Genomic DNA, 24867 nt, shown 5'->3' on the forward strand with positions numbered 1-24867 from the left:
CCACTAATTCCATACATAACTTGCTTGTACTTGGTTTCCTCGGTCAACATATTCTAATGACTCGCATAATTGACTCACTAATCGAATACCTCTACCACTTAATTTTGTCGTTTCTTCAGCTTTATTCATTTGATGTTTAATAATCATGTCATTGTATTTTTTAACATTAAAGCCATTGCCACTATCTGCAATACCAATAACAACACGACCACCTGAAAAATTAGGATAGAAGCTTAAATTGATCTCTACAAAGCCACCTGTAATCACTTTTAAACGGCGCTCTCTTTCCATAAAGTACTCTGCAAACCCATCCGCGCAAGATTTCATCGTTGAGTCTAGACCCAACACACCATGATCAAGTGAATTAACGAAAAGCTCTGTTAAAATAGTAAACAAGCTTTGCAAGTGGTCTTTATTACCTTCAATTTCTTGGATTTGGCTCATCGCTAAGGGAATAGGGTTAACATGAGATAACTTGCTGCCTACTAATTTAAGTCGCCATTGCCAAGTAGCTTCAACATCAAATAAAGAGTCGCTTTCTTTATCTAGTAACGGAGCAGCACTAACCGCAAGGGTTTGTTGCCAGCCCTGGCAAGGGATATCAATGAGTGAAATGTCATCTTCTTGTGGCATATTTTGACAAAACTTTTCAACACTCGTTGACACTTCGTTTTTAATGTTATCGCGTAAAATACCCGTGGCGGCAGCTTGTTCAAATCGTTCAAATTCATACATTTCACCTTGTGAATTTCGCGCTTCGACAATGCCATCACTGATCAGCACTACTCGGTCAGTTTCTTCGACCGTAAAAACACTTAACCTTGCATCTTTAAGTAAGGCAGGCATTACACCTATTGGAGGATGATTTGATGAAATTCGATGCTTGATATTGCCTGATTGACCAAAAATATAAACATCAGGGAGACCGGCATTAAAGATATATACCGTATTATCATGGCTAGACACCGTGACAAAAGCCGCCGCTAAAAAAAGATCTGGCGGTAACAGCTGATGTAACTGCTGATTAACTTGGCTAATAATATCAATTAAAGAAAATCCTTTTCTTGTCATTGTTCTAAACGTTTCAGCTAAAGGTATTGCACCAATTGATGAACGTAAGCCATGACCAGTAAAATCGCCTAACATAACATTAACATCACCATTTGGACCTAATGCTGTCAGTTGAATATCACCACTAAATAAAGCTGCTGCCTTTTTAAGAATACCAATTTTATCTCGTGCATAATTCCTCGCTTCAATGACACCTGACATCAACTGTTCAGCCAGTTCTGCATCTTTTTGCTGGGCTTGTTGCAGTGCTTTATTTTTTAATATTAAATCACTAATACGTTGAATTGATTTTATTTTTGCTTTAAACACTGTTGGGGAAAATGGCCTGACTAAAATACCATCTCCGCCAGCTTCAATACTGTCGATATACGCCTGTTCAGTCGACATACTCGTTATGAATATTAATGGACAAAGGCTATTATCTTTAGACAACGCTTTTATTTGTCTTGCCGCTTCATAACCATCCATGATAGGCATATTTATATCCATCAATACCAAATCTGGTTGATATTTGATATACATTGAAACGCCTTGAGCACCATCACTTGCGCATTGTACGCGATAGCCTTCTTCCTTTAACAATACTCCTAGCACTTTGCATTGCATATCCGAATCGTCAACAACTAAGGCAAGTTTTTCGTTACCGATTGTTTTATTCATATTAGTGCTCTATGGTCATTAAGCGATGAAACTGCGCTATTTCTAATATTTTATTTACCGCATCATTCGGGTTTACAATTTTTAAATGTCCAGACACATTTTCTGCATGATCTTTTAACAGCAAAATCATCCCTAACGCTGAGCTATCCATATATGAAGTATGAGACAAATCGAGTATAAATGAAGTACCTAACGTATTAGCCTCAACATAAGCTTCTTTAAATTTTTGATGCGAAGAAAAGTCAAAGCGATCATTAATCGAAATGGTGACTGTTTTATCATCTGCTGATACTTGTTTTTTTACGTTCATTTTTATTCCTAAATCGGTTACTTAAAATAATTCCACATCGCCTTCATCCATTGAAGACTGGGAAACACTGCGTTTACTATCCATATCATGGGTTCTGTCTATGATGTTTTGGCAATCATTTGCTAACGCTTTAAGCTGCTTGGAAGCACCCTTATCTTGCGTATCAAATTGAACAATACGCGTAGATAATTGTTTTAAACTATCTAGATTATGTTCAAGAGACGATAAGGATTGATAGGTCAAATCTTCAAACTGTAATGATCTAACCGCTATGCCTACTGTCTCAGATATTTTTGGTGAAATTGTGGCAAGTTCTTCAACAATATGTGCACTTTGTTCATTCATATCTTGCACTTGTTGCATCATGATACTGACATTATTTTTAGCTTCTAATGTAGATGTCATATCAGCTGAGGCCATTTGCTCAACAGCGTCTCGTAATTTTTGAATAATGGTTTTTGCATCACTAATCTGAATACGTATGTCATTATTTAGTTCGGTTGAGCTAACAGATAACGTCCTGACTTCATTAGCAACTACAGCAAACCCTCTGCCAGCATCACCCGCACGTGCAGCTTCTATCGCAGCATTAAGCGCTAACAAATTAGTTTGGCTTGCCAGATTTTCAACCTGACTGATTAAATTAAAAATACCGTCAAACTGTTCTACCATGTCATCAGTATATGACATCGTTTGTAGACTTTGCTTACTCGTATTAACAATCACATCGACAAAGCTTTCTAAGGTTTTACCTGAATCAAGTACAAACTCTTCTAACGTTGTTGAGTGATCCTCACCAATACCTTGGCTATTCTCAATAACAGCGTTAATCATTTGTTGTTGCTCAACGCTGAGACTCTGTAAATATTGGAAACTATCTGAAATGCCAGCCACCGCATCTTTTACCAATGTTTTCGTGCGACTTATTTCTTTTTCTATCACATTTACTTGTAATTCAATAACTTTTTCAATTTGACTTAAAGTATCTTTAATCGCAGGGTCTTGGTTTATATTTCGCTCTACCTTCTGCGTTGACGTAACATTTCCCTTGTGTTTCTCGAGCCAAAACACACCAATTAAACAAACAAAGTTTGCAACTAAGCATATTATGCTAAGCGCTGCCCAGTTCAATAGCAGCATATTAATGCTCAACAATATTGTTGAGAGTAACAATGCAATAAATAACTGTTCTCTATTGACCATTCAGGTAAACCTCCCGCATTTTTGTTCGCTCTAAACCTGCATATTTTAGAAGCTGCCCTGCTATGTTAGTTAAATCAAACTCTTCGCACTGAGCATTTAAGCGATGTGCACTACCTGGCATCCCCCAAATTAGACTACTTTGTCTATCTTGAATGACGGTTCTTGCACCCAGCTCTTTTAAACACAACATTCCTTTCGCACCATCCTGCCCCATTCCTGTAAGTAATACCGCTTGTACGTTGTCAGCTACCTCTTGTAACGAATAAAAAAGTACATCAACAGATGGTTTATGACGGTTCACCGGTGGTGAATCGTCTAAAACACAAAATAACCCACCACCTTTATGCGCGACTGTTAAGTGCATGTCACCTGGCGATATATAGGCATTACCACTTTTAATCTTTTGTCCATGTTTTGCTTCTTGTACTTGTATCTCACAACACGCATTTAAACGATTGGCAAACCTTTCACTGAACGTTTTAGGAATATGCTGGGTGATAACAATACCAGGGGCGTTGGAAGGCATAGATATTAATACCTGTTTAATGGCTTCAGTGCCACCGGTAGAGGCGCCAATTGCGACGAGGTGATTTGCTCTTTTAGAACCAGTAAAGCGAATCGCAGTATGCCCTTCTCGCTTCAATGACGCTTTTGCTAAAGCATAATTTTTTTGATCTATCGCTACCGCTGATTTAACCTTTTCAAGCAACACCGATTCAAAGCTGTCTTTGGTACTCAATAAGTCTTCAAAACTAGGTTTAGCAATAAAGTCTACAGCACCTAATTCAAGGGCTTCCAGTGTTATATCAGCACCATGTGTGGTTAAAGTAGACAGCATAACAACAGGCATAGGCCTTAACCGCATTAAGTTACTTAAAAACGTTATGCCATCCATTTTCGGCATTTCTACATCAAGTGTTAGTACATCAGGGTTTAATTGTTTAATTTTTTCTCGAGCTTCAAAGGGATCTTTTGCTTCACCTACAACCTCAATTAACTCATCTTGGTTAAGAATCTCGGTCACTATATTGCGTATTACAGACGAATCATCAATAACAAAAACTTTGATTTTATTCATTGAGACAACCTTTAAAAGAGTTCAATTTCGCCATCAACCTGTTGAGTATCAATACTCGATCTATAATTAGTTTCGCGTTTGGCAATAGTATCGTTGTGCAAATTATCAAGTTTCTTCACAAGCGCACGGCCACTTTTCGGGTCAAACAACACTTTTCTTGGATAATAAGAGCCGATATCTGACCCCATTATTTTTATGTTTTCTTTTTCAAGATATTCCAAAACAAAGGTTATATTTTTTTGTCCGACATCAGACATTTGCTTTAATACCTTGCCGCCACCAAACACCTTCGCGCGCAAATTTATTCTTCTGCCACCGTTTTTTAAAATGGTATTAACAAGGTGTTCCATGGCAAAATTACCATACCTTGTTGCATCACTCGTTTGCCCCCTTTGTCCCCAATCTACTTCATGGGCTTCTTTATCGGTCAACGGCAACATAAAATGATTCATGCCTCCTAAACCAACTTTATTGTCCCAAATACAAGCAGAAATGCAGGAGCCTAATGTCGTCGCAATCATGACGTTGTCTTGGGTCATATAAAACTCACCGGGTAATATTTTTGCAACGACCGTTTGCCGGTGTTTATCCCAATAATGATTAATATGCTCAAACTCAGGTAAACAGTGTATGACACATTGTTGTACTTCATGTTGATGGCTAACTAAGCTCATAAGTATTGCCCATATACATTGTTGCTACTCCGGTTTACGAAATATAGTTCGACCAACATTAATAAAATATTTCTGATAGCTTCCCAAGTTTTCACTGTGACCAAGTATTAGTAAGCCGCCAGGTGCTAACATTTCGTAATAACGTTCAAACAATTCAAGCTGCGTTGGTTTATCAAAATAAATAATGACATTACGACAGAAAATCACATCAAATGGTCCCGACATAGGCCAACCATTTAATAAGTTTAGTTGCTTAAATGTGATGAGTTGTCGAATGGAACTATCAACTTTAACGTTGTCGCTATTTTTCCCTATTCCGCGGTGAAAAAAGCGCTTCTTATAGTCTTCAGGTAAATCTTCGATACGATTTTGTGCATAAATACCAGATTTTGCTTTTGCTAATACTTCACTATCAATATCTGTAGCAAGTACTTTTATATCCCACGAAGAAAGATAAGGTTTCAACGCTTTATATAAGGTAATAGCAATGCTATATGGCTCCTCTCCAGTAGAACACGCAGAAGACCAAGCACGTATTCTTTTCCTGTTCGCATTTTTCAAAATCAACTGCGGCAATTCATGAGACAACAAATAGTCAAAGTGATGCTTCTCTCTAAAAAAACTTGTTAAATTTGTTGTGATCGCGTTAATAAAAAATGGTGTCTCTTGCTCACTGTTATCTCTGAGTAAACAACAATACTCACTAAAAGAGGATAGCTTTCGTTCGCGTACAATTCGCGTTAAACGACGATAAACCATTTCACGCTTACTATTGTTTAGTACAATGCCAGTACTTTGGTAGACGAATTGACAGATAAAGCTGAATTCTTTATCTGTCAATCTAAAAGCCTTCTCCCTGATTTGACTCATAAGTAACGCTTAAAACTCTTCCCACTCTTGATCTGATGCGATTGGCTCACGTCTTACTCTCGCTTTACTAATGGGTTTATCTATTGCTTTTCGTGTAATACGCGTTACAGGAGCAACACTCGCTGGTGCGGCTTCGTGTTCACCATTGTTAAAAAATGAAACCTGTTCTAATAAACTTTGTGCTTGGTCTTCCATTGATTTACTTGATGCAGCTGCTTCTTCAACCAACGCTGCATTTTGCTGCGTCATTTCATCCATTTGACTGACGGCAGCACTCACTTCACCAATACCCGCAGCTTGCTCTTTACCGGCACTATCAATGTCACCGATCATTTTTCCAACTTCTTCGATGGATGCCACTAGTTCTGTAAATGTTTGCCCTGTTTCATCTACAAGTTTGGTACCTTGGCCTACTGCATCAACACTATCGTTGATTAAGCCTTTAATCTCTTTAGCGGCGCCTGCCGAGCGCTGTGCTAAGTTACGCACTTCGGCCGCTACAACGGCAAATCCTCTACCTTGCTCGCCAGCTCTTGCAGCTTCAACGGCGGCATTTAGTGCCAACAAGTTCGTTTGAAAGGCGATTTCATCAATAACGCTTATAATATCGGCAATTTTCTTACTCGACTTATTAATATCGCTCATTGCCGTAATGGCATTTTTAACCACAGCACCGCCATTTGTTGCTTTATCCATCACATCAACCGATAGCTTTCTTGCCTCAGTTGCATTATCGGCATTTTGTTGCACAGTACTGGTGATTTCTTCCATTGCCGATGCTGTTTCTTCAAGACTAGAGGCTTGTGATTCTGTACGATGACTTAACTCATTATTGCCTTCTGCTATCTCTCGTGCAGAATCAAATACGTTAGTAGAAGCGGCTCTAATAGCTTCCACCATATTGTTTAGATTATTAATTGAGCCATTCATTGCATTGGATAGCGCTAAAAACTCACCTGCATATTCACCATCCATTGTTTGAGAAAGATCACCATCAGAAAGCGCTTGGGCAACATTAATTGCTTCGGTAATGGGTTCGACAATTGCATTCATTAAATTATTAATTGATTCACCTAAGCCTTTCATGAAGCCAGAATATTCTTCTGTAGCAATTCGACTATCTAATTTTCCTGATATTGCATCATTAATGAGTTTCTCGACTTGATTTTGAGCATCCCTTTCTTCGGTGAGATCTAGCCATTGCACCGCAGTTCCTACATGATTGCCATCTTCATCTTTTAACGCAATTGCGATAAGTTCAAAGGTTAACCCTGCAACCGATATTTCAGCTTTATAGGGCAAATTTTCAGGGTTACCAAGTAAGTTTTGCTGATGTGCGGGGTTTTGATGAAAGCTATCAAAGTTTGTTCCTATCATGGTATCTACACTGAACGAAGGTAAAACAGTTCTTAACCGCGCTTCACGCCTCTTAAGCATAGCCTTCACTGCGGGGTTCGCATATACAATATTACCTTTTAAATCAGCCATCATTAAGTTAGTTGACATCCCCTCTACTGCAGATGTTAATCGCCCCACTTCAACTGATTTTGCTCGCGCAACGGTTACATCTTGCCATTCAAGACTATTACCTATGTAGTTACCACGTAAATCCAACACTGCAGTAACATTCAATTCAAAAATCAGATGTTCAATTCGAATATCCGTTTTAAATGGTAAGTTACTTGGATCACTCAATAACTCACGTTGGTGTGCTGGGTTTTTATGGAAACCGTCAATACAGGTGCCTAAGATTGATTCTTCATCAGCTTTAAATCCTGGCCACTTATTTGCAAAGGTTGCTTCATGCTTTTTCAATAGGTCTAATGTCGCGTAATTGGCATAGGTAATGATAAAATCACGGTCAATTAGCATACTGGGGGTAACTGATTGATCTATCGCACCTTGTAGTTGTGCCGCTTTATCTTCAGCAGCCCTTGTTGCTGTTACATCACTCCACTCCAGGGAGTTGCCAATATAATTGCCGTCTGCATCATTAATCGCCGTTACATTCAATTCTATAATAAGGTGCTCAATGTTAATATCAGTAACATAAGGTAGATTGCTGGGATCAGACAACATTTTACGTTGATGCTCAGGTTTAACATGAAAGACATCAATGCATGTACCTAAAATTTTATCTTTTTCTGCTCTAAAACTTGGCCATTTCTGTTGAAATACAGCTTCGTGCTTTTTCAATAATTTCATCGTTGATTCATTAACGTAGTTAACAATGAAGTCTCGATCTATCATCATAAAAGCAGTGCCAGACTGCTCTATCGCAGCACTAATAAATAGCCCTTGGTCGTCAGTTTTACTGTTCATAGCTTTAGTGTTCCTTGTCGAGTTATCTTTTATATCTGCTGCATTCGCAGCCGCAATCATGGTTGTAGATAGTTTTTTATACACAGCGAGCCAAGCTCGCTTAACTGGTGCTTTAAAATCGTCACCTAAGCCAATTTCTAGCGTTTTAATAAGCGCTTCTCCAACCGTGTCATAATGCTCTGGTTTTACACCGTACTTAACGTGGCCTACACCTAATTTTTCTACCGATGGTATTAATTTATCGGGTTCATTCAAAAGTTTTACAGCGGTATCTAGCATCGCCATTAATTTTTTACCTTGTGCTTTCATATCGTTTTTAAACATCGGCTTCAACGACGGGTCTAACTCAAATAGATTGCTGTAAAAAATTTCAGCTGCCTGAGGGGCAATTGGTAACACATTTTTCCAACTTTCCTGTACCAGACTAATTTGCTTTGGTGTCATATGTATTGCTCCTTTACTCAGCTGCTTGGCATTCGCTTACTGACTGATTAGGCTCTTTAGTTTTAGAGGTTGGTGATAAACTGTAGAGCTCATCTTGATCTAATAATGTCTTGGTATCTAAAAGAATAATGAGTTTATTCTCTATATTTGCTAACCCTTTTAAAAAGCAATCATCAACCTTACTGCCAAATTTTGGCGGTGTTCTAATCGCGTTAAGGTCAAACTTATATACTTCAGAAACAGCATCAACGACGATACCCACAACCATGGACTGCTCTGTTGATTGACTTTTTAAAATAATCGTAACGGTCTGTTCGTCATACTCTAGTGGTTGCAAACCAAAACGTTGTCTTAAATCAATAATAGGTATGATGACACCACGCAGGTTTATCACGCCTTTTAAATAGTCAGGCTTGTTTGGTAATTCAGTCACACTTGACCAAACTCTGATCTCTTGAACACAAAGAATATCAACGCCATACTCTTCACCATTTAGCATAAAGGTTAGGTATTCTTGATCCATTGCTCCCCCCTTGCTTTCAACTGGTGTGACTCTAATTGTTTAAGTGCTTCAACATTAAGTAAGGTAACAACATTGTCACCAACATTTACAAGACCCGCTATAAAGTGCTGTGGTACACACCCCCCAAATGCTGGGGCACTTTTTATGTCGGTGTCTTCAGCATTCAACACATCTGAAACAGCATCAACAACAAAACCAATCGTTTTTGAGCAGCCATCGCTGTCTATTGATAAAACAATGACAACGGTTGTATCTGTGTAAACGGCTTCACCAATGGTAAATTTCAGTCGTAAATCTATAATAGGAACAATTACGCCCCGCATATTGATCACACCGCAAACATGCGAGGGAGAGTTCGGAATAATCGTCGGTTTTTCCCAACTACGAATTTCTTCGACACATAGAATATCTACAGCGTATTGCTCGTTAGCCAGTGTAAAGGTAAGGTATTGTTCACCACTGGTAATAAAATCAATACCTTCAAGTGAGTACTCTCCCTCAATAGGTATCTCACCAACAAGCTCTTGAATGTCCATTAGATCATAGCTCCTTCAGTACCTATACTTTGCAGTTTAGATGAAAGACGTTGATTGGCATTTTGCATTGCTAATTCAATCAACCCTGGAATATCTAAAATCATCGCAACAGAGCCATCACCTAAAATTGTTGCGCCAGATATTCCTTCAACTTGTTGGTAGTTTTCATCTAAACTTTTTATAACCACTTGCTGCTGCGCAAGTAAATCGTCGACAAGTAAACCGACTTTTTGACCATCAGCTTCTACAACAACGAGTAACGCTTCTTCCAAAGTGTTCGCTTTTGCGTCGCTTTCAATACCAAAAAGTTCATAAATAGGAATGATAGGAACATTGTCTTCTCGTAAGCGATAAAGCACCATATCACCAGAAACACGGTTGATTAATTCCGCTTTCGTTTGTAATGATTCTACAATGGTAATTAGCGGTACAATGTAGGTTTCAGAGCCTACTTTGACGAGTTGACCATCAAGAATTGCTAATGTTAAGGGTAAATTGACTTTAAACGTTGAACCTTCTCCTGGTGTAGAATCAATTTGAATTCGTCCACCTAATGCTTGAATATTCTTTTTAACAACATCCATGCCTACACCGCGCCCAGAAATATCACTAATTTCTTGAGCAGTAGAAAAGCCTGCTTCAAAAATCAATTCAAATACTTGGTTATCAGTAAGTGAAGCGCCAGCATCAACAATACCTTTTTCAACGGCTTTATTATAAACTGCATCTCTATTAATACCGCCACCGTCATCCTTAATTTCAATAACAATACTCCCGCCTTGGTGATATGCATTGAGAGTAATTGTGCCTTTTGCTGTCTTTCCATTAGCCACTCTAACATTGGCAGGCTCTATACCATGATCGACTGCATTTCGAACAAGATGAACTAACGGATCGCTAATTTGCTCCATCACTGTTTTATCGAGTTCGGTTTGCTCGCCTTTTAGCACTAACTCAATATCTTTACCTGTTTTATTACCGAGATCGTGAATGAGTCTTGGAAAACGGTTAAAGGCGAAGCTAATAGGCAACATTCGGATACGCATCACACTTTCTTGCAGTTCTTTGGTATTTTGCAATAATTGTTCTAATCCGGAGGTTAATCGTTCAACTTTCGAAATATCAAAATCAGTACCTAACTCTGATAGCATAGACTGCGTGATCACCAATTCGCCAACAAGATTGATTAAGCTATCAACCTTATCAACGCCAACACGAATTGAGCCAACATCAACCTTACTTTTAGTAGCTGGTTTAGCTGCCGCTTTTACAACTGGCTTTTCTAGTTGAGCATTTTCTGTAACAGTATCTATTGCAATACTTTCTTTAGTAGCTTCAACAGGTTGGGTTGAGGGATTATTTTCTGCCGTACCTGTTGAGTGGCCTTCACATTCAATTGGCTTATTCTGCGTGATTGTCAGTTCACATTCATCTTCAACCCATTCAAATACTTCTCTTATAAGTTCTTCCGTTGCATTTTCTGATCTCAACGTTAAGTTCCAGCTAAGGTAAAGCTCTTGTGGATCTGCATCTAATATCGAAGGTAAATTGCTGCTGTTGGCTTCTACTGTCAACTCACCGAGTTCCGCTAACGCGTTAAACAGTAATAAAGGATCATTGCCTGTTTGAACTAGGTGATGCTCAGGAATAAAGGTTATTTTCCATTCCAACATACCATCTTTGCTTGTAGTTGTTGTATCCGTGCTTTTACTCGGTATTTCAAGTAAATCTGGCTCTTTGCCGTTTAACGCCACAAGCAAGAGTTGATAGGTTTCATCGATCTTATCTTTGTCGTAATCACTCTCATCACGGATTGCTTCGATCAACATTTTCATACAATCAACAGATACCAGCAGCAATTCAACATCATCCTGCTTTATTGCTCGTTGACCATTTCTCATTTCATCTAACAATGTTTCAACTAAATGAGTAAATTCAGTTACGTGATCAAAACCGAATGTACCCGCCCCCCCTTTTATTGAGTGGGCAGCTCTAAAAATTGCATTGATTGTTTCGTCATCATCTTGCTCTAGATTCAATAAACTTGATTCCATTAACTCAAGCCCTTCGAAACTTTCAGCTAAAAAATTAGGGATAAACTGAGAAAGATCTACGCTCATGGCAAGTTACCTAACTACGCGTTTAATTGTCGCTAATAACTTTTCAGGATTGAACGGCTTTACTAGCCATCCCGTTGCGCCTGCAGCTTTACCACGCATTTTCATGTCACCGGAACTTTCAGTCGTTAACATAAGAATTGGCGTGAACTTAAATGGGGCTAATTTTCGTAACTCCTGACATAAGGTAATACCATCCATAATCGGCATATTGACATCTGAAATCACTAAATCGAAACTACCCGCTTGAGCGCGTGTTAATCCTTCTTGACCGTCTTTAGCTTCTACGGTGTCATAGCCCGCACTTTTCAGAGTAAAGCTAACCATATCGCGTATAGAGTTAGAGTCATCTACAACTAGGATTTTTGGCATACTTTTTTCCTTCTAAAATTTTTTTTAATCAAGATTATGAAGTAATGAGGGATCATGAATTCCAAGCTGTTTAACGCTAGAGTTTACAACAGAGGATTTGTTTTGCCAGGTAAGAGACTTCTTTAACGCTACACTATGAAGAACCATCGCAAGCAATAGTTGAACGCCAACAGTATCGATTCGGTTAACGTCACTATCGTCAAGCTCTATGTCGTCATGCGCTTCAATATATGCTAAATATTGCTCTCTACATGCTTCTACTTGAGCGATTGTTAAATCATTAGGTAATGTAAACACTAGCGCTTCCTTACATATTTTTCTCATTACTTTGAAAGATATAATAAAATCTGGATATCGCAAGTTTACGGCTAATATAGCTATTAAATAGCAATCTATTAACAACAATATAACAAGAAGATTCACATTGTTAATGTAAATGCTCTTCAATGATGCAGTTATAAAACAATGAATTATTTTATACTGTATACGATATTTCATTATAAAGACTATCGTGTCATAATTCTGCCCTTGCTTAAATCGACAATGTAGAGTTAAAAATCATGACAATTGGAATTGGCGGCTCAACAGCCGAAATTGAATTAGAAAAGCTTAAAAGCCTTGCGCCTACTATGCCAGGTATTTCCATTGAAGAGTACCAAGCACGAATAAATAAAGCGACTGAACTAATGTCAGCTAACAATATTGACGCTGTTTACTTAAACGCTGGAACAAATCTCCACTATTTCACAGGTACGAAATGGTATGCGAGCGAACGCTTAGTTGGTGCCCTTTTAACTAAAAATGGAGCTGTAACTTACATAGCACCCCATTTTGAAATTGATACATTACGCCAACACATGGTGATTGAAGGCGACGTTCAAGGATGGCATGAACATGAAAGCCCTTTTCAATGTTGTATAGACACGCTTAGTGATATAGCGCCTCATTGCCAAACATTAGCCATTGACGAATCTACCGCTTTTTTTATCGCAAATGGTATTCAAAAGGTTGCCAAAAACCTTGAACTTATTGATGCAAAACCAGTTACCGCTGGTTGCCGCATGCAAAAATCTGATCATGAAATAGCAATTTTACAAACAGCAATGAACATGACATTAGAAGTGCATAAAGCTGTTGCAAAAATTCTTCGTGTTGGTATTTCAACACAAGAAGTAGAAGCATTTATTGATCAAGCTCATCGAGCCGTTGGCGCAACGAACGGCTCTTATTTTTGTATCGTGTTATTTGGACAAGACTCTTCTTACCCTCATGGCGTTAAAACCCCTAAAAACCTTGAACACAATGATATGGTATTGATTGATACTGGTTATCAGCTTCACGGCTATAATTCCGATATCACAAGATCTTATGTGTTTGGTGAAGCAACTGACAAGCAACGAAAAATGTGGCAAGTAGAAAAGGATGCTCAGATTGCAGCCTTTAATGCCGCGCAGATCGGTAAGCCTTGCGGTGTTGTTGATATAGCTGCTCGTGACTTCCTTACAAGCCAAGGTTTAGGTCCTGATTATCAAACACCCGGTTGTCCTCATCGTACAGGTCACGGTATTGGTTTGGATATTCATGAATGGCCTTATTTAGTTCGAAGTGAACAAACACCACTAGCCCGTGGTATGTGTTTTTCTAATGAACCTATGTTGGTGTTTCCACAAGAGTTTGGCATTCGTTTAGAAGATCACTTTTACATGACAGAGCAAGGGGCTAGATGGTTTACAGAACCTGCATACAGTATAAATAACCCATTTGGATATCCACAAAACGAAGAATAAATGCGTTTTAATATATCAAAGACGTTATAGAGTAAATAAGCGGGTTTTATTTCTACAATTAAAGTTTGGAGATCTAGCCCGCTTTTAGATAGAATCTTTATTATCAGTCAACAACAAACTTTCGTATGCACGCATTTTTAGAATACCTTCCTCTTATTGTTTTCTTTATTGTTTGGAAAATAGCCGGCATTTATTGGGCAACAGGTGCGTTAATTATCGCCTCAGCCATTCATCTTTTATCGTTTGTTATTCGAAAACAACCAATCCCTAAAAGACAATGGATTTTCTTCGGGCTTATCGCTATTTTTGGTGGCCTAACGATTTTTTTCCAAAACGACCAATTTCTAAAATGGAAGGTAACAATCATTAATGGCTTATTTGCCAGTGTACTCATTATCAGTGATACCTTTTTTGGTAAAAACTTGATCAAACAACTCATGGGTGAGTCTTTAGCACTTCCTGAAAATATTTGGAAAAAATTAAACCTCTCTTGGGCAATATTTTTTGCTCTTTGTGCGATACTAAACTTATATATCGCGTATAATTATTCTCAAGAATTTTGGGTGAATTTTAAAGTATTTGGTTTAATGGGCATGACGTTTGTTTTTGCCATATCAACCATTTTTGCTATTTATAAATATTTACCTCAAGAAGAATCAGAATCCCCAAAAGATCCAAAATAAGAGATAATAAATGTATTATTTGATCTATAGTGAAGATATAGAAAACAGCTTAGCATTAAGAATGACCGTTCGAGATAAACATTTAGCGCGATTATCTTTGCTACAAGAACAAGGCCGATTATTAGTCGCAGGTCCTTGCCCTGCGATTGATAGTGAAAACCCAGGAGACGCTGGTTTTACTGGTTCATTAATCATTGCTGCCTTTGATAGCCTTGAAGCTGCACAAACATGGGCAAATGACGACCCTTACATTGATGCTGGCGTGTATAAAAATGTTACCGTTAAACCTTACAAAAAGGTATTACCTGCGTAATGAAGCTAATACGTAAATATACACATTATTCACTGCTATGCATTGCAAGCATCATCAGTTATCAAGCAAGTGCCGTGAATGAAAAAACAATTGAAGTTTGTGAGCAAAACTATAACAAGGTTGACGAGCTTTCAATGTGTTTTGACAGCGTAAAAGAAAACGTAGATAAAGAAATGCAAACGTGGATTAATAACCAAACATTTGTATTGGAAGAGTTTTCTATCGTTACTGGTCGAAGAGCAGCATTAAATATGTTTAAGCGTTCACAACGTAACTTTATTACTTACCGCGAGAATAACTGTCGATGGCAGTATTTACATATTTCACCAGACAAAAAAGCGGCTTCTGCCTACAAAAAGTGCTATATCTTGTTAACGCAAAGCCGTATTAAAGAACTTAGTCGTCTTAACTAAGCCGTCAATTTTTCATAATTTGCTCTTGCATTCTTCATAATATCCCCCTCGCATTAGTGGCACACAAGTGCCACTAGCGTTAATTGATAACACATTTAATTTGATTTCTATGCGTCCTTCCTACTATGCAATGTAAAAATAAGCATAATGTAAATTCGATTAAACCACGCAATAATCTTTAAAAAACCTATGTCTCATCACCTAGAAGTTTCCCAACTAATTGCAAAAATAATCTAAAAGCAATTGATCTGAAATGATATTTTATACAATTGTTTATCTCTCTGAACATAAAGTTGAATTATTTACACGCAAGCTGTCTTTGATCATCAAAAATATTGGTATTTTTTTCTTGATTTACGTTAAAAATACATATACTGTTGCTTTATACAGTATATGTACAGGTAAACAGTATGAACAATTTAACAACCGTTTCAACAACAGCTAAACGTCCAATTCACTGGCTTAATGTAAAATCAATTCAAGAGATTAGCCAAGCATCATTGCAATATGTGGATATATGCAAACGACATGCGCTTGACAAAAAGTGGGTACTCTTGGTAAATCCAGAAGGTGAAGCGATTGCAGCATTAAATGACCTACCTCATTTAGATAAAAGCAAAATATTGAAAGTAAATACCACCAAAACGCCTGTCAGTTTTGACAATATTAAATCTGCATTATGCAAAGGAAACTGCTCGGCTGTCGTGCTATGCAACCCTTGCTTAAAACAACAAGAAATTGCAGAGTTACAAAAATATGCACGTTTAGGTAAAACAGAATGTGTGGTATTAACAAACAATAAAACGATCCATTAACACTAGGTTGGTTGCAAATATCTCGAATCACCATAAAATAGCGCTCAATACTATTTTTGGGAATAATGATGCTTTGTCTTTGTGGCAGTAAACAAAACGAAAACGCGTGTTGTAAGCCTATCGTTGAAGGCAGTCGAGTCGCAAACTTCCCAGAACAGCTAATGCGTTCTAGATATTACAGTTATGCTGTGAAAAATGTTGACTACTTATGTAATACATATACTTCACCTCAAAAGGTGGCAAGTTTGAAGGCTGATATTTCAGCATGGTGCCAACAAACTCAATGGTTAAAGCTCGTGATACATGATGCTGAAAACATTTCACGAGAAGAGTTCATGCAACGAGCGTTTAACGCTCAGTCCTCGCCTTTACCAACAGTGACCTTTTCTGCATTTTTTATCGTTGATAATGTATATTGCCAGATATCTGAGAAGTCACACTTTACTGTTGAAGATAACCAATGGCGATATGAATCAGGCGACGTTATAGAGCAAATTGAGATTGCAAAATTAACACGAAACTCTCCATGCCCCTGTGAAAGTGGTAAAAAATACAAACGCTGCTGCATGGGTTAAACAATAAGCTTTTTGATTTTACGCTGATAAGTTAACTCTGGCTTTCAACCTCAGTGATTAACGCGCCTAACGTTTTTAATGCTACTAATCGCTTACTTGTCATTGAATGATTAAAACTCATTCTCAGATAATGTGGATAATGCTCAGACACAGAAAACAGTTGCCCTGGCGTTAAAGTAATACCAAATGCTTTTGCCTTTAAATATAATTGATGACTATCCACAGTTTCAGGCAAAGCAACCCACAAACTATTACCACCTTCAGGGTTTGTATAAAGTACGCTACTAGGTAAATGTTTATTGATAGCACTGATCAGTTGTTGCTTTTGATGAGCTAAGTTTACCATTAATTTTTGTAAGTGTCGGCGATAGCCCCCATCGGACATGAATATTGCTAAACCTTGTTGTTGTGCACGACTCGTTGCCAAGCTCGTTGCCAGCTTTAAACGAACGAGTTGAGATTGAAACTGACCACCAACTACCCACCCAATACGTAAATCTTTTGAAAGCGCTTTTGACATTGAACCACATAAAATAACATGATTGTTTTCATCAAGCGCTTTTAATGGACTACGTAGATGAGAAAATGACATATCTCCATAAATGTCATCTTCGATGATTGTAAAGTGGTATTCATTAGCTAACGCTAATAATTTCAACTGATGCTTTATTGGCATACAAGCACCTGTAGGGGTTGCAAAGTTAGGAGTAACGACACACACTTTAACTTGCCATTTCATCAAAGCTTCTTCTAAGGCATCAACCTTGAGTCCTGTTTCTGAGCAAGATGGAATTTCAATAATATTGAGGTTTAATTGTTCAAGAGCTTGCAAAACACCATAAAATGCTGGGCTTTCAACAGCTACATTGTCTCCTGGCTTAGTTGTACATAATAGTGATAAAAATAAGGCATGCTGACAGCCCGAAGTAATACAAAACTGCTCTTCCGTAATCGAAGCACCGCGATGCCGATACCTCAGACTAAGTTGCTGTCTTAGCATGGGCTCACCAAGAGGTTGATCGTAATACATTGCGAAGTCATTAGGTTGATTACGTGTTACACGATTGATTGTGCGGTTTAGCGCTACAATTGCATTATCAGCACTTATCTGTTCACTTTTTGGTAAAATATCGAAAGCCGCACCCGTTGCCATCACATCATAAAACAACACAGGTAAATTTACTTTCACTAAGGCTAGATCATGTGACAATGTCATTGTTTGCTGATGTTGGGCCACTTTGTTTTTCACGAAATAACCACGCTTAAACGACGCTTCAACGATTGATTGAGCCTCTAATTCACGTAATGCGTGCACGACGGTATTTATCGAATACCCATACTTTGAAGACAGTTCCCGGATCGACGGTAATTTTTCACCATTTAACCATTGATGTTGGTTAATTTGTCGCGTTAGCATCTTTGCTAATACTTTATATTTATGCATGTTTTCAATAAAATTATTATTCTGTACCCATTGTAATTAAAAATTCTGTATCTGTAACCAATAAACGTAACATTCTAAAATTCTACTATTAAGTAGTATTAGAGCTAATGTTCATGTCTCAACCAAAGCAAGATCAAGTAATTTTTCAGACAACACATATCGATAGTCCCATTTATATAAAAGAACAAAAAGGTCATTATCAACGGGTCAGAAGGCTTTTATCTTCAATGTTACTTTGTTTATTTATTGTTATTCCATTTTTTCAATATCAAGGGCAACAGGCTGTCCTCTTTGACTTAACATCACAAAAGTTGCATTTCTTCTCATTCATTTTTTACCCGCATGATCTCTTGCTTTTTGTGTTTATTTTTATCATTGCAGCGTTCTTGTTATTTGTTGTATCTAAAAAATATGGTCGTGTTTGGTGCGGGTTTACGTGTCCTCAAACAATTTGGACCTTATTGTTTGTTTGGGTAGAGCATAGAATTGAAGGCAATCGAGCACAAAGAATTGCGCTAGATAGTACGCCATTAACGATTAAAAAAATAATGTTAAAAACCACTAAGCATTTTATATGGCTTTTAATTTCGGCACTCACTAGTTTAGTTTTTATGTCTTACTTTAATCCTGTAATGTCCTTGTATACTGATCTAGTTACCGGAAACTTATCCAGTACTTTCTTAAACTGGACATTCTTTTTCTTAGTGTGTACTTATATCAACGCTGGCTGGATACGTGAAAAAATGTGCGAACATATGTGCCCATACTCACGCTTTCAATCGGTAATGTTTAACGAAAGTACCAGTATTGTTACTTATAACAATGAGCGTGGCGAACAACGAGGTGCACGAAAATTAAAACATTCAAAGCCCGCACACTTAGGCGATTGTGTTGACTGCAACTTATGTGTGCATGTTTGTCCTGTTGGTATTGATATTCGAGAGGGCCTTCAATATCAGTGCATCAGTTGTGGGCTTTGTATCGACGCCTGTGACCAAGTGATGGCTAGGTTCGGCTATAAAGAGCGACTAATAAGTTTCGCAAAAACGGTTAGGCAGACAAAAAACACTGCAGTTATTTTTTACACTCTTACAATTATAGCGTTAGCGATTGCCTTTTCAGTTTGGTTATCATACCGAAGTCCAATTGAGTTAACCGTTATTAAAGATAGAAATACGTTATATCGTCAACTTTCTACTGGTCAAATTGAAAATGTATTTCAACTAAAGTTTATCAATAAGTCTATGCAACCAATAACGCTTACACTAAACACAACTTTAGAGAATACTTTTTCAATCAGTGGCGGTAATAGTATTACCTTAATGAGTCAACAAAGTTATCAAAAGACTCTCGTGATTAAGTCCCCTGTTGACTACAATACGGTAGTAAAACCTTTTAATTTTATTCTTAAGGATGCTAAAACCAATAACGTTGTGCTAGCGAGAAAATCAAATTTTCATGCGTTATCGCATACTCAATAACACAGTAAATATATAGAATAAAATCCAACAACGTTACGTTGTATTAGCGCTTATACAACGTAACTTAAGTTCTTTATTATTATTTAATGAAGTAGCCAAGCGCACGCCACTGCCCACTGCTTTTACTTAATGTTATCGTTTCAACCGCTTCCTTTTTATTGGAAAAATTCGTTTTATATTGGATAACGACATAATCACCTTTAGGCATATTGGGTAATGAATCATATTCTTTATGAATTAAAACTTCACGTGAGTTCACATGACCTAAAGGAGTACGAACGCTCTTAAGTGCCTCATCCCATTTTTGTTTGGTAAGTTGATCTTTAAATGTAGGATCTGCCTCTTGCCAGCTTTTCGTATAATTTGCTTTATCAATAATATTTAACCACGCTTTTCCCGCGTTTAATGGTTCATTAGCCAAAACTGGCACGGTAAAGCATAAAGATAATATGAACAGTAACTTTTTCATCATAACTCCTTTTAATAAATCGTAAGTCCACCTATAAACGGCAGAAAATACACATTGAATTCAATTTTCAATATTGACGATATACATCGTATTCACTGAGGAATATATCGTGTATTGATTAATCGAAAGGCTAGCATAAAAAGGCAGCTTACCCAAATTAGTAATATCAAAGCTTATACTTATAAAATTATATCGCGGCTTTCACCGCTTTTTCGGCGTGAATTGACGTGGTGTCTAACAGCGTAACACTCGTATCTGGTTGTTGAACCAACATACCGATTTCAGTACACCCTAATATTACAGCCTCTGCGCCTTGTTCAGCCAAGGAATTAATAATTCTTAGATATTCCGCCTTAGACGCTGACAAGCATTCGCCAAAACATAGCTCTGTATAAATAACGTTATGAACAATCTGTCTGTCGTTTTCATCGGGTACCACTACTGATAAACCGTATTTTTCACTTAACCGCCCTTTGTAAAAAGGTTGTTCCATTGTGAAGGCTGTGCCCAACAAACCCACTTTTTTGATACCTTTTGCAACAAGAACCTCAGCGGTTGCATCAGCAATATGTAATAATGGAATAGTTATTGATGCTTCTATTTGTGGCGCCACTTTATGCATAGTATTAGTGCAAATTAGTAAAAAATCAGCACCTGCAGATTCAACTTTTCTTGCGGCATCAACAAGTATGTCGGCAGTACCTTGCCAGTCACCACTGTGCTGTAGCTTTTCAATCGGTGCGAAATCAACACTATACATTGCAATTTTTGCCGAATGTAAACCACACAGTTCCGCTCTAACCCCTTCGTTAATCGCTTTATAATAGCCAACTGTGCTTTCCCAGCTCATACCACCTAAAAGGCCAATTGTTTTCATACGTAATCCTTCTTTAAACTCACTTAGATTTAATATGAGTTAAACAATAACTACAATTTGAATAGCTAATGCTACTTAACAAAAAATCGCTTAGGGTTTTAGTGTCTATATTTGCAAAACTTGCCTTAACGCAATAACACTAAAATACCAATGTATTTAACGTTGTGCTACCAAATACGTTTGGATGCATTAAAAGCAGTCATTAGCACACAAAATACAACGGTTAGTATAAATGATCATTTCGACACTGCCTGTTCAGCTTTTATTGTTTTTTTCACTTGCTGATTAAAAAAACCGACAGAAAATGGCCTAAACTTTTTACTAATTTCTTTTAGTTCTTCGTTATTTAAAATAGCATCAACCGATACACCTTGCGCACTTAACTCGGCTATTTTGTTATACCACAAAGTTGCTTTTTGTTTAAAGTTTGAAAGCTCTGATTTTTGTGCTGTCAAACGCCCATGTGCGGTAACGATATTAGTTGATTTATTTGCTAATAAGAGGGCTTTATTGATAACGCTAAACTGTCCTTTACTACCACCAACATAAGCATGTGGATAAGTATTATGCATATACGTATCGCCCATGAAAATTGCATTACTGTTACGAAAATGAATAAGAATGTCATCTTCGGTATGTGATATAAAAGGGTATAAATCTATTGTGTCAGCTCCTAACTCTAGGGAGTATTTTTTGTCCATCGTTAAACGCGTGTTATTTTCATAAATGGCACCGTTTTTATTTGAAATTACCGTAGCACCAAGCTCAATATAGAACGTATTTGCACCGGTATGATCCCTATGACTATGTGTATTTAGAACATACTTAATGGGTTTTGTTGAAATTTTATTGATCGCATTCACTAGTATTTTATTATGAGATTTACCAACCACAGGATCAATTAACACAGTATACGCATCACCAATATATACCCCGACATTGGTGTTTGAATTATTAGATTTAACTACGAACAAATGGTCCGTTAATTGTTGGCTCGTAAAATTTGCCAATTGCTGAAACGAATTATCAGCTGCAAAACCGGCCCAACATACCGCACTAAATAGAAAACTCAATATAGTTTTGATAAGTCTCTCCTTAATTATTATATTTATGTTTTAGCTTTTATTTAAAGTTCGCTTAAAAATCATACAGTACCATATCAAATTCAACGTAAAAATACATAGCCAACGTTGACTTTCCACTTTGATATTATTTGTCATTCACTAGAGCGTGTTGATCTTTGTTGTTTAAGTTTTGTTCAAATTAAATGCCTTCTGATCGCGGCACTTGGATTATTGCATAGTCATTCTATGGTTAATTCAAGTAACAAAGAGCAGGAGGCCGTAACATTACCAATCAGAGGAGTTGCTTTTTATGAATAAACGTATTTAATTCTGCAACTGAATGAATAATAAAAATTGATTTACTCTCTGAAAGTGTCGCTAAATGTTTTGCAAAGTTATCATTCCAAAAATTAGGGCAACGCTGTAACACCTGATAACTTTTAATCGTGCCCTTTATAATTGAACTTCCTTCTGGCCAACCTTCTGGCTTAATAAATAGACCTTTTAACAGTCGCTTCGTTACATACCAATAACTAACCCTGTAAGGTAAGTCTATATAAATCAAAGTATCAGCAGTTTCTAATCGCCTGTAAAACGAATTCATCGAACCTAAACCATCGATAATCCAACTATCTGAACATAATATTTTCTCATGTTCGCTTTCATAAATATGGCTTTCGACCAGGTCACCATTAGGTTTATATGTCATAGAATCGAGTTGGTGCAATGATATACCTGTTGTTCGAGATAAATTTTTACTCAACGTAGACTTACCACTACCTGGCTTACCAAAAATAGCCACTTTGTTCATATTGCCTCCACAAATAGGGTTTACTCTATAAGGCAGAAGCAACAAACCCGCCTTATAGGCGGGTTTGATAAAATTAAATACATCAAAGAGCCACCATCCCTAAGGAATGATGATAATAATTTGATCTATCTGATGATTGTCTATATTCATATGGTAATAATGTTCAATGATTATAATAATGTCAATGTGTTAGTGTCTAAATATCAAAATAGCATGGCAACATAAGTAGCATTTATGGGGTTCAGCTTTACAAACTAGGCCAATTGACAACAATAAAAACTAAGATTTCGTTACTTTTTTCGCTCTTTCTCGCCCAACCAGTTGCTAATAAGATCACAAATATCATTTATTGACGCTATTTCATCAACGATCAAATCAGCATTGTTTCTTACTTGATTTGTTACCGTTATATAGATATCCCTTAAATGATCTTCATATTTATTAAGATACGCTAAAATAGTTTCTGTTGAATGTGAATGCTCAGTATGCCTTTTTATAATACGCGCTAAACAAAGTTCTAACGGGGGCTCTAATAAAACAACGTAATCAATTAATTTTGAAATAGCATCACGTTGCTTACCAAAAGGTTCTTCAAGAAAAATATAACGGCTGTTATTGATTGAAAGTAACTGTTCCAGCGAACTGACTAACGTTGGTGTTTTAATCAGTGAGACATCTGCGCCACTTTTTAGCCATTGCTTCATATTGTCAGGATATGTTTTTGTGTCTGTATGTTCATCAAACAGTAAATAAGGGCAACCAAGTTTATTTGCTAATTGTGTTACCAAAGCTGTTTTGCCAGAGCCAGATGCCCCGCTTAACGCGACGACTTTTGTTCTATTCATGCTATCTCATTGCGACAGAAACAATATCTGCGGTTATATTTTTGATTGTCTTCACGTTGTCAGTGCTTTTAACGCCAAATAATATTAAAGGAGTATTAACCTTAAATTAACTTTTCTAAATATTCTTTTAAAACATGAGCATGACTATATTTTTTATCTTTTGCACCATACAATAAAATGAGATTTTTATGGCTCACTTTTTCTAAGCACTCTTTCGCATGCTCTTTGTTTTCACTTAACTCGCTCATGTATTTTTTTCTAAAGTCGTTCCATTTTTCTGGTTCATGGTCAAACCATTTTCGTAGCTCACTACTAGGAGCTAAGCTTTTCCAATGATCATCAAGTTGTGCTTTATCTTTCGATATGCCGCGAGGCCATAGACGGTCAATAAGGGCATAAAAGCCTTGTGGAAATTCATCTTCATAAATGCGGTGGATTTTAATATTCATTTACCCCCCCTTTTTCTCGTCACTTGCGAAAAACATTATATTTCACTTGAATACACTCATTCCGAAAGGCGCTATCTTCTGTACCTATCAACTTTACACTGTTATTAAATTTCAGAGGCTACTTTACTTGTATTAATCAGTAAAAAATACGGTTTATCTTAAAAAAGCGCTAACTTCGCCAAGAAAAGTCATCTCAAAAAGCATTAAGGTTTTGTACGACTAGCTAACGCTTTTTTATATTTGTATTCAGTTACATACCATACGATAACACCAAATAAAAAACCTGCAACAGGCCAAGCAATATAGTGGATGATGGCCGCTTTAGACAAAAAGCCCTCGGCAAAAGGTTTAGTCACAAAGGCCATCATGATAAACATTGGTAAGCCATAAGATAAAACACCGCTGATCAAGATAAAATTCAATTTTCCTTTTGAGCGTGTAACCCCCCATGCTTTAAATTGCTTATCTTTCATCTAACTAACTCCTCATTATTAAATGGCAAACGGTGAGTATTATTAGCCATTGTAGAACTATTACGAACAAAAACCTGTTATTCGAAATTATATTGATTCATTAGATCAAATTTACAGACTCCGTTCAATCATTTATCCTTTACCACAGTGATAATTGAGATGAATAAAATCTGGTCCATTGATTCTCA

At 37.2% G+C, this 24867-nt stretch carries 27 protein-coding genes; 7 read left to right on the forward strand and 20 right to left on the reverse strand.

Features of this window, described 5'->3' with window-relative positions; all coding sequences use genetic code 11:
* Positions 1-3: 3 nt before the first annotated feature.
* The 12 genes from QUE72_RS10270 to QUE72_RS10325 are packed head-to-tail and all read right to left on the reverse strand — an operon-like array spanning position 4 to position 12477.
* Complete coding sequence (locus QUE72_RS10270; protein WP_286268848.1) at positions 4-1731, reverse strand: ATP-binding SpoIIE family protein phosphatase; 1728 nt, start codon at positions 1729-1731, stop codon at positions 4-6.
* A 1-nt stretch (position 1732) separates the two neighbouring features.
* A complete protein-coding gene (locus QUE72_RS10275) occupies positions 1733-2041 on the reverse strand; it encodes an STAS domain-containing protein (RefSeq protein WP_286268849.1) in 309 nt (102 codons plus the stop codon).
* A gap of 21 nt (positions 2042-2062) precedes the next feature.
* Entirely contained in the window at positions 2063-3244 is a 1182-nt protein-coding gene (locus tag QUE72_RS10280; protein WP_286268850.1) for a methyl-accepting chemotaxis protein, read from the reverse strand.
* The gene (locus QUE72_RS10285) at positions 3234-4322 is read right to left on the reverse strand and encodes a protein-glutamate methylesterase/protein-glutamine glutaminase (protein WP_286268852.1); all 1089 of its coding nucleotides are present in this window, start codon (positions 4320-4322) and stop codon (positions 3234-3236) included. Before QUE72_RS10285 ends, QUE72_RS10280 begins: the two co-directional genes overlap by 11 nt.
* 11 nt (positions 4323-4333) lie before the next feature.
* Positions 4334-4996, reverse strand: coding sequence for a chemoreceptor glutamine deamidase CheD (gene cheD / locus QUE72_RS10290; RefSeq protein ID WP_286268854.1), 663 nt, complete (start codon positions 4994-4996; stop codon positions 4334-4336).
* Positions 4997-5020: 24 nt separating this feature from the next.
* The gene (locus QUE72_RS10295) at positions 5021-5866 is read right to left on the reverse strand and encodes a CheR family methyltransferase (RefSeq protein WP_286268856.1); all 846 of its coding nucleotides are present in this window, start codon (positions 5864-5866) and stop codon (positions 5021-5023) included.
* A 9-nt stretch (positions 5867-5875) separates the two neighbouring features.
* Complete coding sequence (locus QUE72_RS10300) at positions 5876-8632, reverse strand: methyl-accepting chemotaxis protein (RefSeq protein WP_286268857.1); 2757 nt, start codon at positions 8630-8632, stop codon at positions 5876-5878.
* A 13-nt stretch (positions 8633-8645) separates the two neighbouring features.
* Positions 8646-9155, reverse strand: a complete 510-nt coding sequence (locus QUE72_RS10305; protein ID WP_286268858.1) for a chemotaxis protein CheW — start codon at positions 9153-9155, stop codon at positions 8646-8648.
* Positions 9137-9691: a chemotaxis protein CheW gene (locus tag QUE72_RS10310; RefSeq protein ID WP_286268859.1), complete on the reverse strand. Its 555-nt coding sequence runs from the start codon at positions 9689-9691 to the stop codon at positions 9137-9139. Before QUE72_RS10310 ends, QUE72_RS10305 begins: the two co-directional genes overlap by 19 nt.
* A complete protein-coding gene (locus tag QUE72_RS10315; RefSeq protein WP_286268861.1) occupies positions 9691-11811 on the reverse strand; it encodes a chemotaxis protein CheA in 2121 nt (706 codons plus the stop codon). The genes QUE72_RS10310 and QUE72_RS10315 overlap by 1 nt, the downstream gene beginning before the upstream one ends.
* A gap of 6 nt (positions 11812-11817) precedes the next feature.
* Positions 11818-12180, reverse strand: a complete 363-nt coding sequence (locus QUE72_RS10320; RefSeq protein WP_286268862.1) for a response regulator — start codon at positions 12178-12180, stop codon at positions 11818-11820.
* 24 nt (positions 12181-12204) lie between these two features.
* Entirely contained in the window at positions 12205-12477 is a 273-nt protein-coding gene (locus tag QUE72_RS10325) for an STAS domain-containing protein (protein WP_286268863.1), read from the reverse strand.
* A 263-nt stretch (positions 12478-12740) separates the two neighbouring features.
* On the opposite strand from QUE72_RS10325, the gene QUE72_RS10330 reads away from it, so the two are divergent.
* The 6 genes from QUE72_RS10330 to QUE72_RS10355 all read left to right on the forward strand — a co-directional run bounded on the left by QUE72_RS10330 (position 12741) and on the right by QUE72_RS10355 (position 16766).
* The gene (locus tag QUE72_RS10330) at positions 12741-13967 is read left to right on the forward strand and encodes a M24 family metallopeptidase (RefSeq protein ID WP_286268865.1); all 1227 of its coding nucleotides are present in this window, start codon (positions 12741-12743) and stop codon (positions 13965-13967) included.
* A 125-nt stretch (positions 13968-14092) separates the two neighbouring features.
* Positions 14093-14650 carry a septation protein A gene (locus QUE72_RS10335; RefSeq protein WP_074499286.1) on the forward strand — a complete coding sequence of 186 codons (558 nt, stop codon included), beginning with the start codon at positions 14093-14095 and terminating at the stop codon, positions 14648-14650.
* A gap of 10 nt (positions 14651-14660) precedes the next feature.
* Positions 14661-14963, forward strand: coding sequence for a YciI family protein (locus tag QUE72_RS10340; protein ID WP_074499285.1), 303 nt, complete (start codon positions 14661-14663; stop codon positions 14961-14963).
* Entirely contained in the window at positions 14963-15376 is a 414-nt protein-coding gene (locus QUE72_RS10345) for a lysozyme inhibitor LprI family protein (protein ID WP_286268866.1), read from the forward strand. The genes QUE72_RS10340 and QUE72_RS10345 overlap by 1 nt, the downstream gene beginning before the upstream one ends.
* A gap of 410 nt (positions 15377-15786) precedes the next feature.
* Positions 15787-16191 (forward strand): hypothetical protein, encoded by a 405-nt coding sequence (locus tag QUE72_RS10350; protein WP_286268869.1) that lies wholly within the window; start codon positions 15787-15789, stop codon positions 16189-16191.
* A 65-nt stretch (positions 16192-16256) separates the two neighbouring features.
* On the forward strand, positions 16257-16766 hold the full coding sequence (locus tag QUE72_RS10355; protein ID WP_286268870.1) for a YchJ family protein: 510 nt from the start codon (positions 16257-16259) through the stop codon (positions 16764-16766).
* Between the two features lie 31 nt (positions 16767-16797).
* Here the strand turns inward: QUE72_RS10355 and QUE72_RS10360 are convergent, their stop codons facing one another.
* Positions 16798-18210 carry an aminotransferase-like domain-containing protein gene (locus tag QUE72_RS10360; RefSeq protein ID WP_286268872.1) on the reverse strand — a complete coding sequence of 471 codons (1413 nt, stop codon included), beginning with the start codon at positions 18208-18210 and terminating at the stop codon, positions 16798-16800.
* Between the two features lie 113 nt (positions 18211-18323).
* On the opposite strand from QUE72_RS10360, the gene ccoG reads away from it, so the two are divergent.
* Positions 18324-19691 carry a cytochrome c oxidase accessory protein CcoG gene (ccoG, locus tag QUE72_RS10365; protein WP_286268873.1) on the forward strand — a complete coding sequence of 456 codons (1368 nt, stop codon included), beginning with the start codon at positions 18324-18326 and terminating at the stop codon, positions 19689-19691.
* A 79-nt stretch (positions 19692-19770) separates the two neighbouring features.
* Here the strand turns inward: ccoG and QUE72_RS10370 are convergent, their stop codons facing one another.
* From QUE72_RS10370 to QUE72_RS10400, 7 genes are all read right to left on the reverse strand, one after another.
* Positions 19771-20163 carry a DUF4019 domain-containing protein gene (locus QUE72_RS10370; protein WP_286268874.1) on the reverse strand — a complete coding sequence of 131 codons (393 nt, stop codon included), beginning with the start codon at positions 20161-20163 and terminating at the stop codon, positions 19771-19773.
* A gap of 184 nt (positions 20164-20347) precedes the next feature.
* A complete protein-coding gene (locus QUE72_RS10375; RefSeq protein ID WP_286268875.1) occupies positions 20348-21037 on the reverse strand; it encodes an aspartate/glutamate racemase family protein in 690 nt (229 codons plus the stop codon).
* A 236-nt stretch (positions 21038-21273) separates the two neighbouring features.
* Positions 21274-22110, reverse strand: a complete 837-nt coding sequence (locus QUE72_RS10380) for an MBL fold metallo-hydrolase (RefSeq protein WP_286268877.1) — start codon at positions 22108-22110, stop codon at positions 21274-21276.
* 283 nt (positions 22111-22393) lie between these two features.
* Positions 22394-22912, reverse strand: coding sequence for a P-loop NTPase family protein (locus tag QUE72_RS10385; protein WP_074499276.1), 519 nt, complete (start codon positions 22910-22912; stop codon positions 22394-22396).
* 290 nt (positions 22913-23202) lie between these two features.
* Positions 23203-23757 (reverse strand): nucleoside/nucleotide kinase family protein, encoded by a 555-nt coding sequence (locus QUE72_RS10390; protein ID WP_074499275.1) that lies wholly within the window; start codon positions 23755-23757, stop codon positions 23203-23205.
* A gap of 101 nt (positions 23758-23858) precedes the next feature.
* On the reverse strand, positions 23859-24206 hold the full coding sequence (locus QUE72_RS10395) for a DUF488 domain-containing protein (RefSeq protein WP_074499274.1): 348 nt from the start codon (positions 24204-24206) through the stop codon (positions 23859-23861).
* Positions 24207-24409: 203 nt separating this feature from the next.
* Entirely contained in the window at positions 24410-24679 is a 270-nt protein-coding gene (locus tag QUE72_RS10400) for a hypothetical protein (protein WP_074499273.1), read from the reverse strand.
* Positions 24680-24867 lie beyond the last annotated feature (188 nt).

This window comes from Thalassotalea hakodatensis, from assembly GCF_030295995.1.
Classification (GTDB): Bacteria; Pseudomonadota; Gammaproteobacteria; order Enterobacterales; family Alteromonadaceae; genus Thalassotalea_C; species Thalassotalea_C hakodatensis.

Bases quoted from the DNA above. Each gene is read 5' to 3' on its own strand.
- QUE72_RS10270 (WP_286268848.1), bottom strand. From the start codon at position 1,731: ATGAATAAAACAATCGGTAACGAAAAACTTGCCTTAGTTGTTGACGAT.
- QUE72_RS10275 (WP_286268849.1), bottom strand. From the start codon at position 2,041: ATGAACGTAAAAAAACAAGTATCAGCAGATGATAAAACAGTCACCATT.
- QUE72_RS10280 (WP_286268850.1), bottom strand. From the start codon at position 3,244: ATGGTCAATAGAGAACAGTTATTTATTGCATTGTTACTCTCAACAATA.
- QUE72_RS10285 (WP_286268852.1), bottom strand. From the start codon at position 4,322: ATGAATAAAATCAAAGTTTTTGTTATTGATGATTCGTCTGTAATACGC.
- cheD (WP_286268854.1), bottom strand. From the start codon at position 4,996: ATGAGCTTAGTTAGCCATCAACATGAAGTACAACAATGTGTCATACAC.
- QUE72_RS10295 (WP_286268856.1), bottom strand. From the start codon at position 5,866: ATGAGTCAAATCAGGGAGAAGGCTTTTAGATTGACAGATAAAGAATTC.
- QUE72_RS10300 (WP_286268857.1), bottom strand. From the start codon at position 8,632: ATGACACCAAAGCAAATTAGTCTGGTACAGGAAAGTTGGAAAAATGTG.
- QUE72_RS10305 (WP_286268858.1), bottom strand. From the start codon at position 9,155: ATGGATCAAGAATACCTAACCTTTATGCTAAATGGTGAAGAGTATGGC.
- QUE72_RS10310 (WP_286268859.1), bottom strand. From the start codon at position 9,691: ATGGACATTCAAGAGCTTGTTGGTGAGATACCTATTGAGGGAGAGTAC.
- QUE72_RS10315 (WP_286268861.1), bottom strand. From the start codon at position 11,811: ATGAGCGTAGATCTTTCTCAGTTTATCCCTAATTTTTTAGCTGAAAGT.
- QUE72_RS10320 (WP_286268862.1), bottom strand. From the start codon at position 12,180: ATGCCAAAAATCCTAGTTGTAGATGACTCTAACTCTATACGCGATATG.
- QUE72_RS10330 (WP_286268865.1), top strand. From the start codon at position 12,741: ATGACAATTGGAATTGGCGGCTCAACAGCCGAAATTGAATTAGAAAAG.
- QUE72_RS10335 (WP_074499286.1), top strand. From the start codon at position 14,093: ATGCACGCATTTTTAGAATACCTTCCTCTTATTGTTTTCTTTATTGTT.
- QUE72_RS10340 (WP_074499285.1), top strand. From the start codon at position 14,661: ATGTATTATTTGATCTATAGTGAAGATATAGAAAACAGCTTAGCATTA.
- QUE72_RS10345 (WP_286268866.1), top strand. From the start codon at position 14,963: ATGAAGCTAATACGTAAATATACACATTATTCACTGCTATGCATTGCA.
- QUE72_RS10350 (WP_286268869.1), top strand. From the start codon at position 15,787: ATGAACAATTTAACAACCGTTTCAACAACAGCTAAACGTCCAATTCAC.
- QUE72_RS10355 (WP_286268870.1), top strand. From the start codon at position 16,257: ATGATGCTTTGTCTTTGTGGCAGTAAACAAAACGAAAACGCGTGTTGT.
- QUE72_RS10360 (WP_286268872.1), bottom strand. From the start codon at position 18,210: ATGCATAAATATAAAGTATTAGCAAAGATGCTAACGCGACAAATTAAC.
- ccoG (WP_286268873.1), top strand. From the start codon at position 18,324: ATGTCTCAACCAAAGCAAGATCAAGTAATTTTTCAGACAACACATATC.
- QUE72_RS10370 (WP_286268874.1), bottom strand. From the start codon at position 20,163: ATGATGAAAAAGTTACTGTTCATATTATCTTTATGCTTTACCGTGCCA.
- QUE72_RS10375 (WP_286268875.1), bottom strand. From the start codon at position 21,037: ATGAAAACAATTGGCCTTTTAGGTGGTATGAGCTGGGAAAGCACAGTT.
- QUE72_RS10385 (WP_074499276.1), bottom strand. From the start codon at position 22,912: ATGAACAAAGTGGCTATTTTTGGTAAGCCAGGTAGTGGTAAGTCTACG.
- QUE72_RS10390 (WP_074499275.1), bottom strand. From the start codon at position 23,757: ATGAATAGAACAAAAGTCGTCGCGTTAAGCGGGGCATCTGGCTCTGGC.
- QUE72_RS10395 (WP_074499274.1), bottom strand. From the start codon at position 24,206: ATGAATATTAAAATCCACCGCATTTATGAAGATGAATTTCCACAAGGC.
- QUE72_RS10400 (WP_074499273.1), bottom strand. From the start codon at position 24,679: ATGAAAGATAAGCAATTTAAAGCATGGGGGGTTACACGCTCAAAAGGA.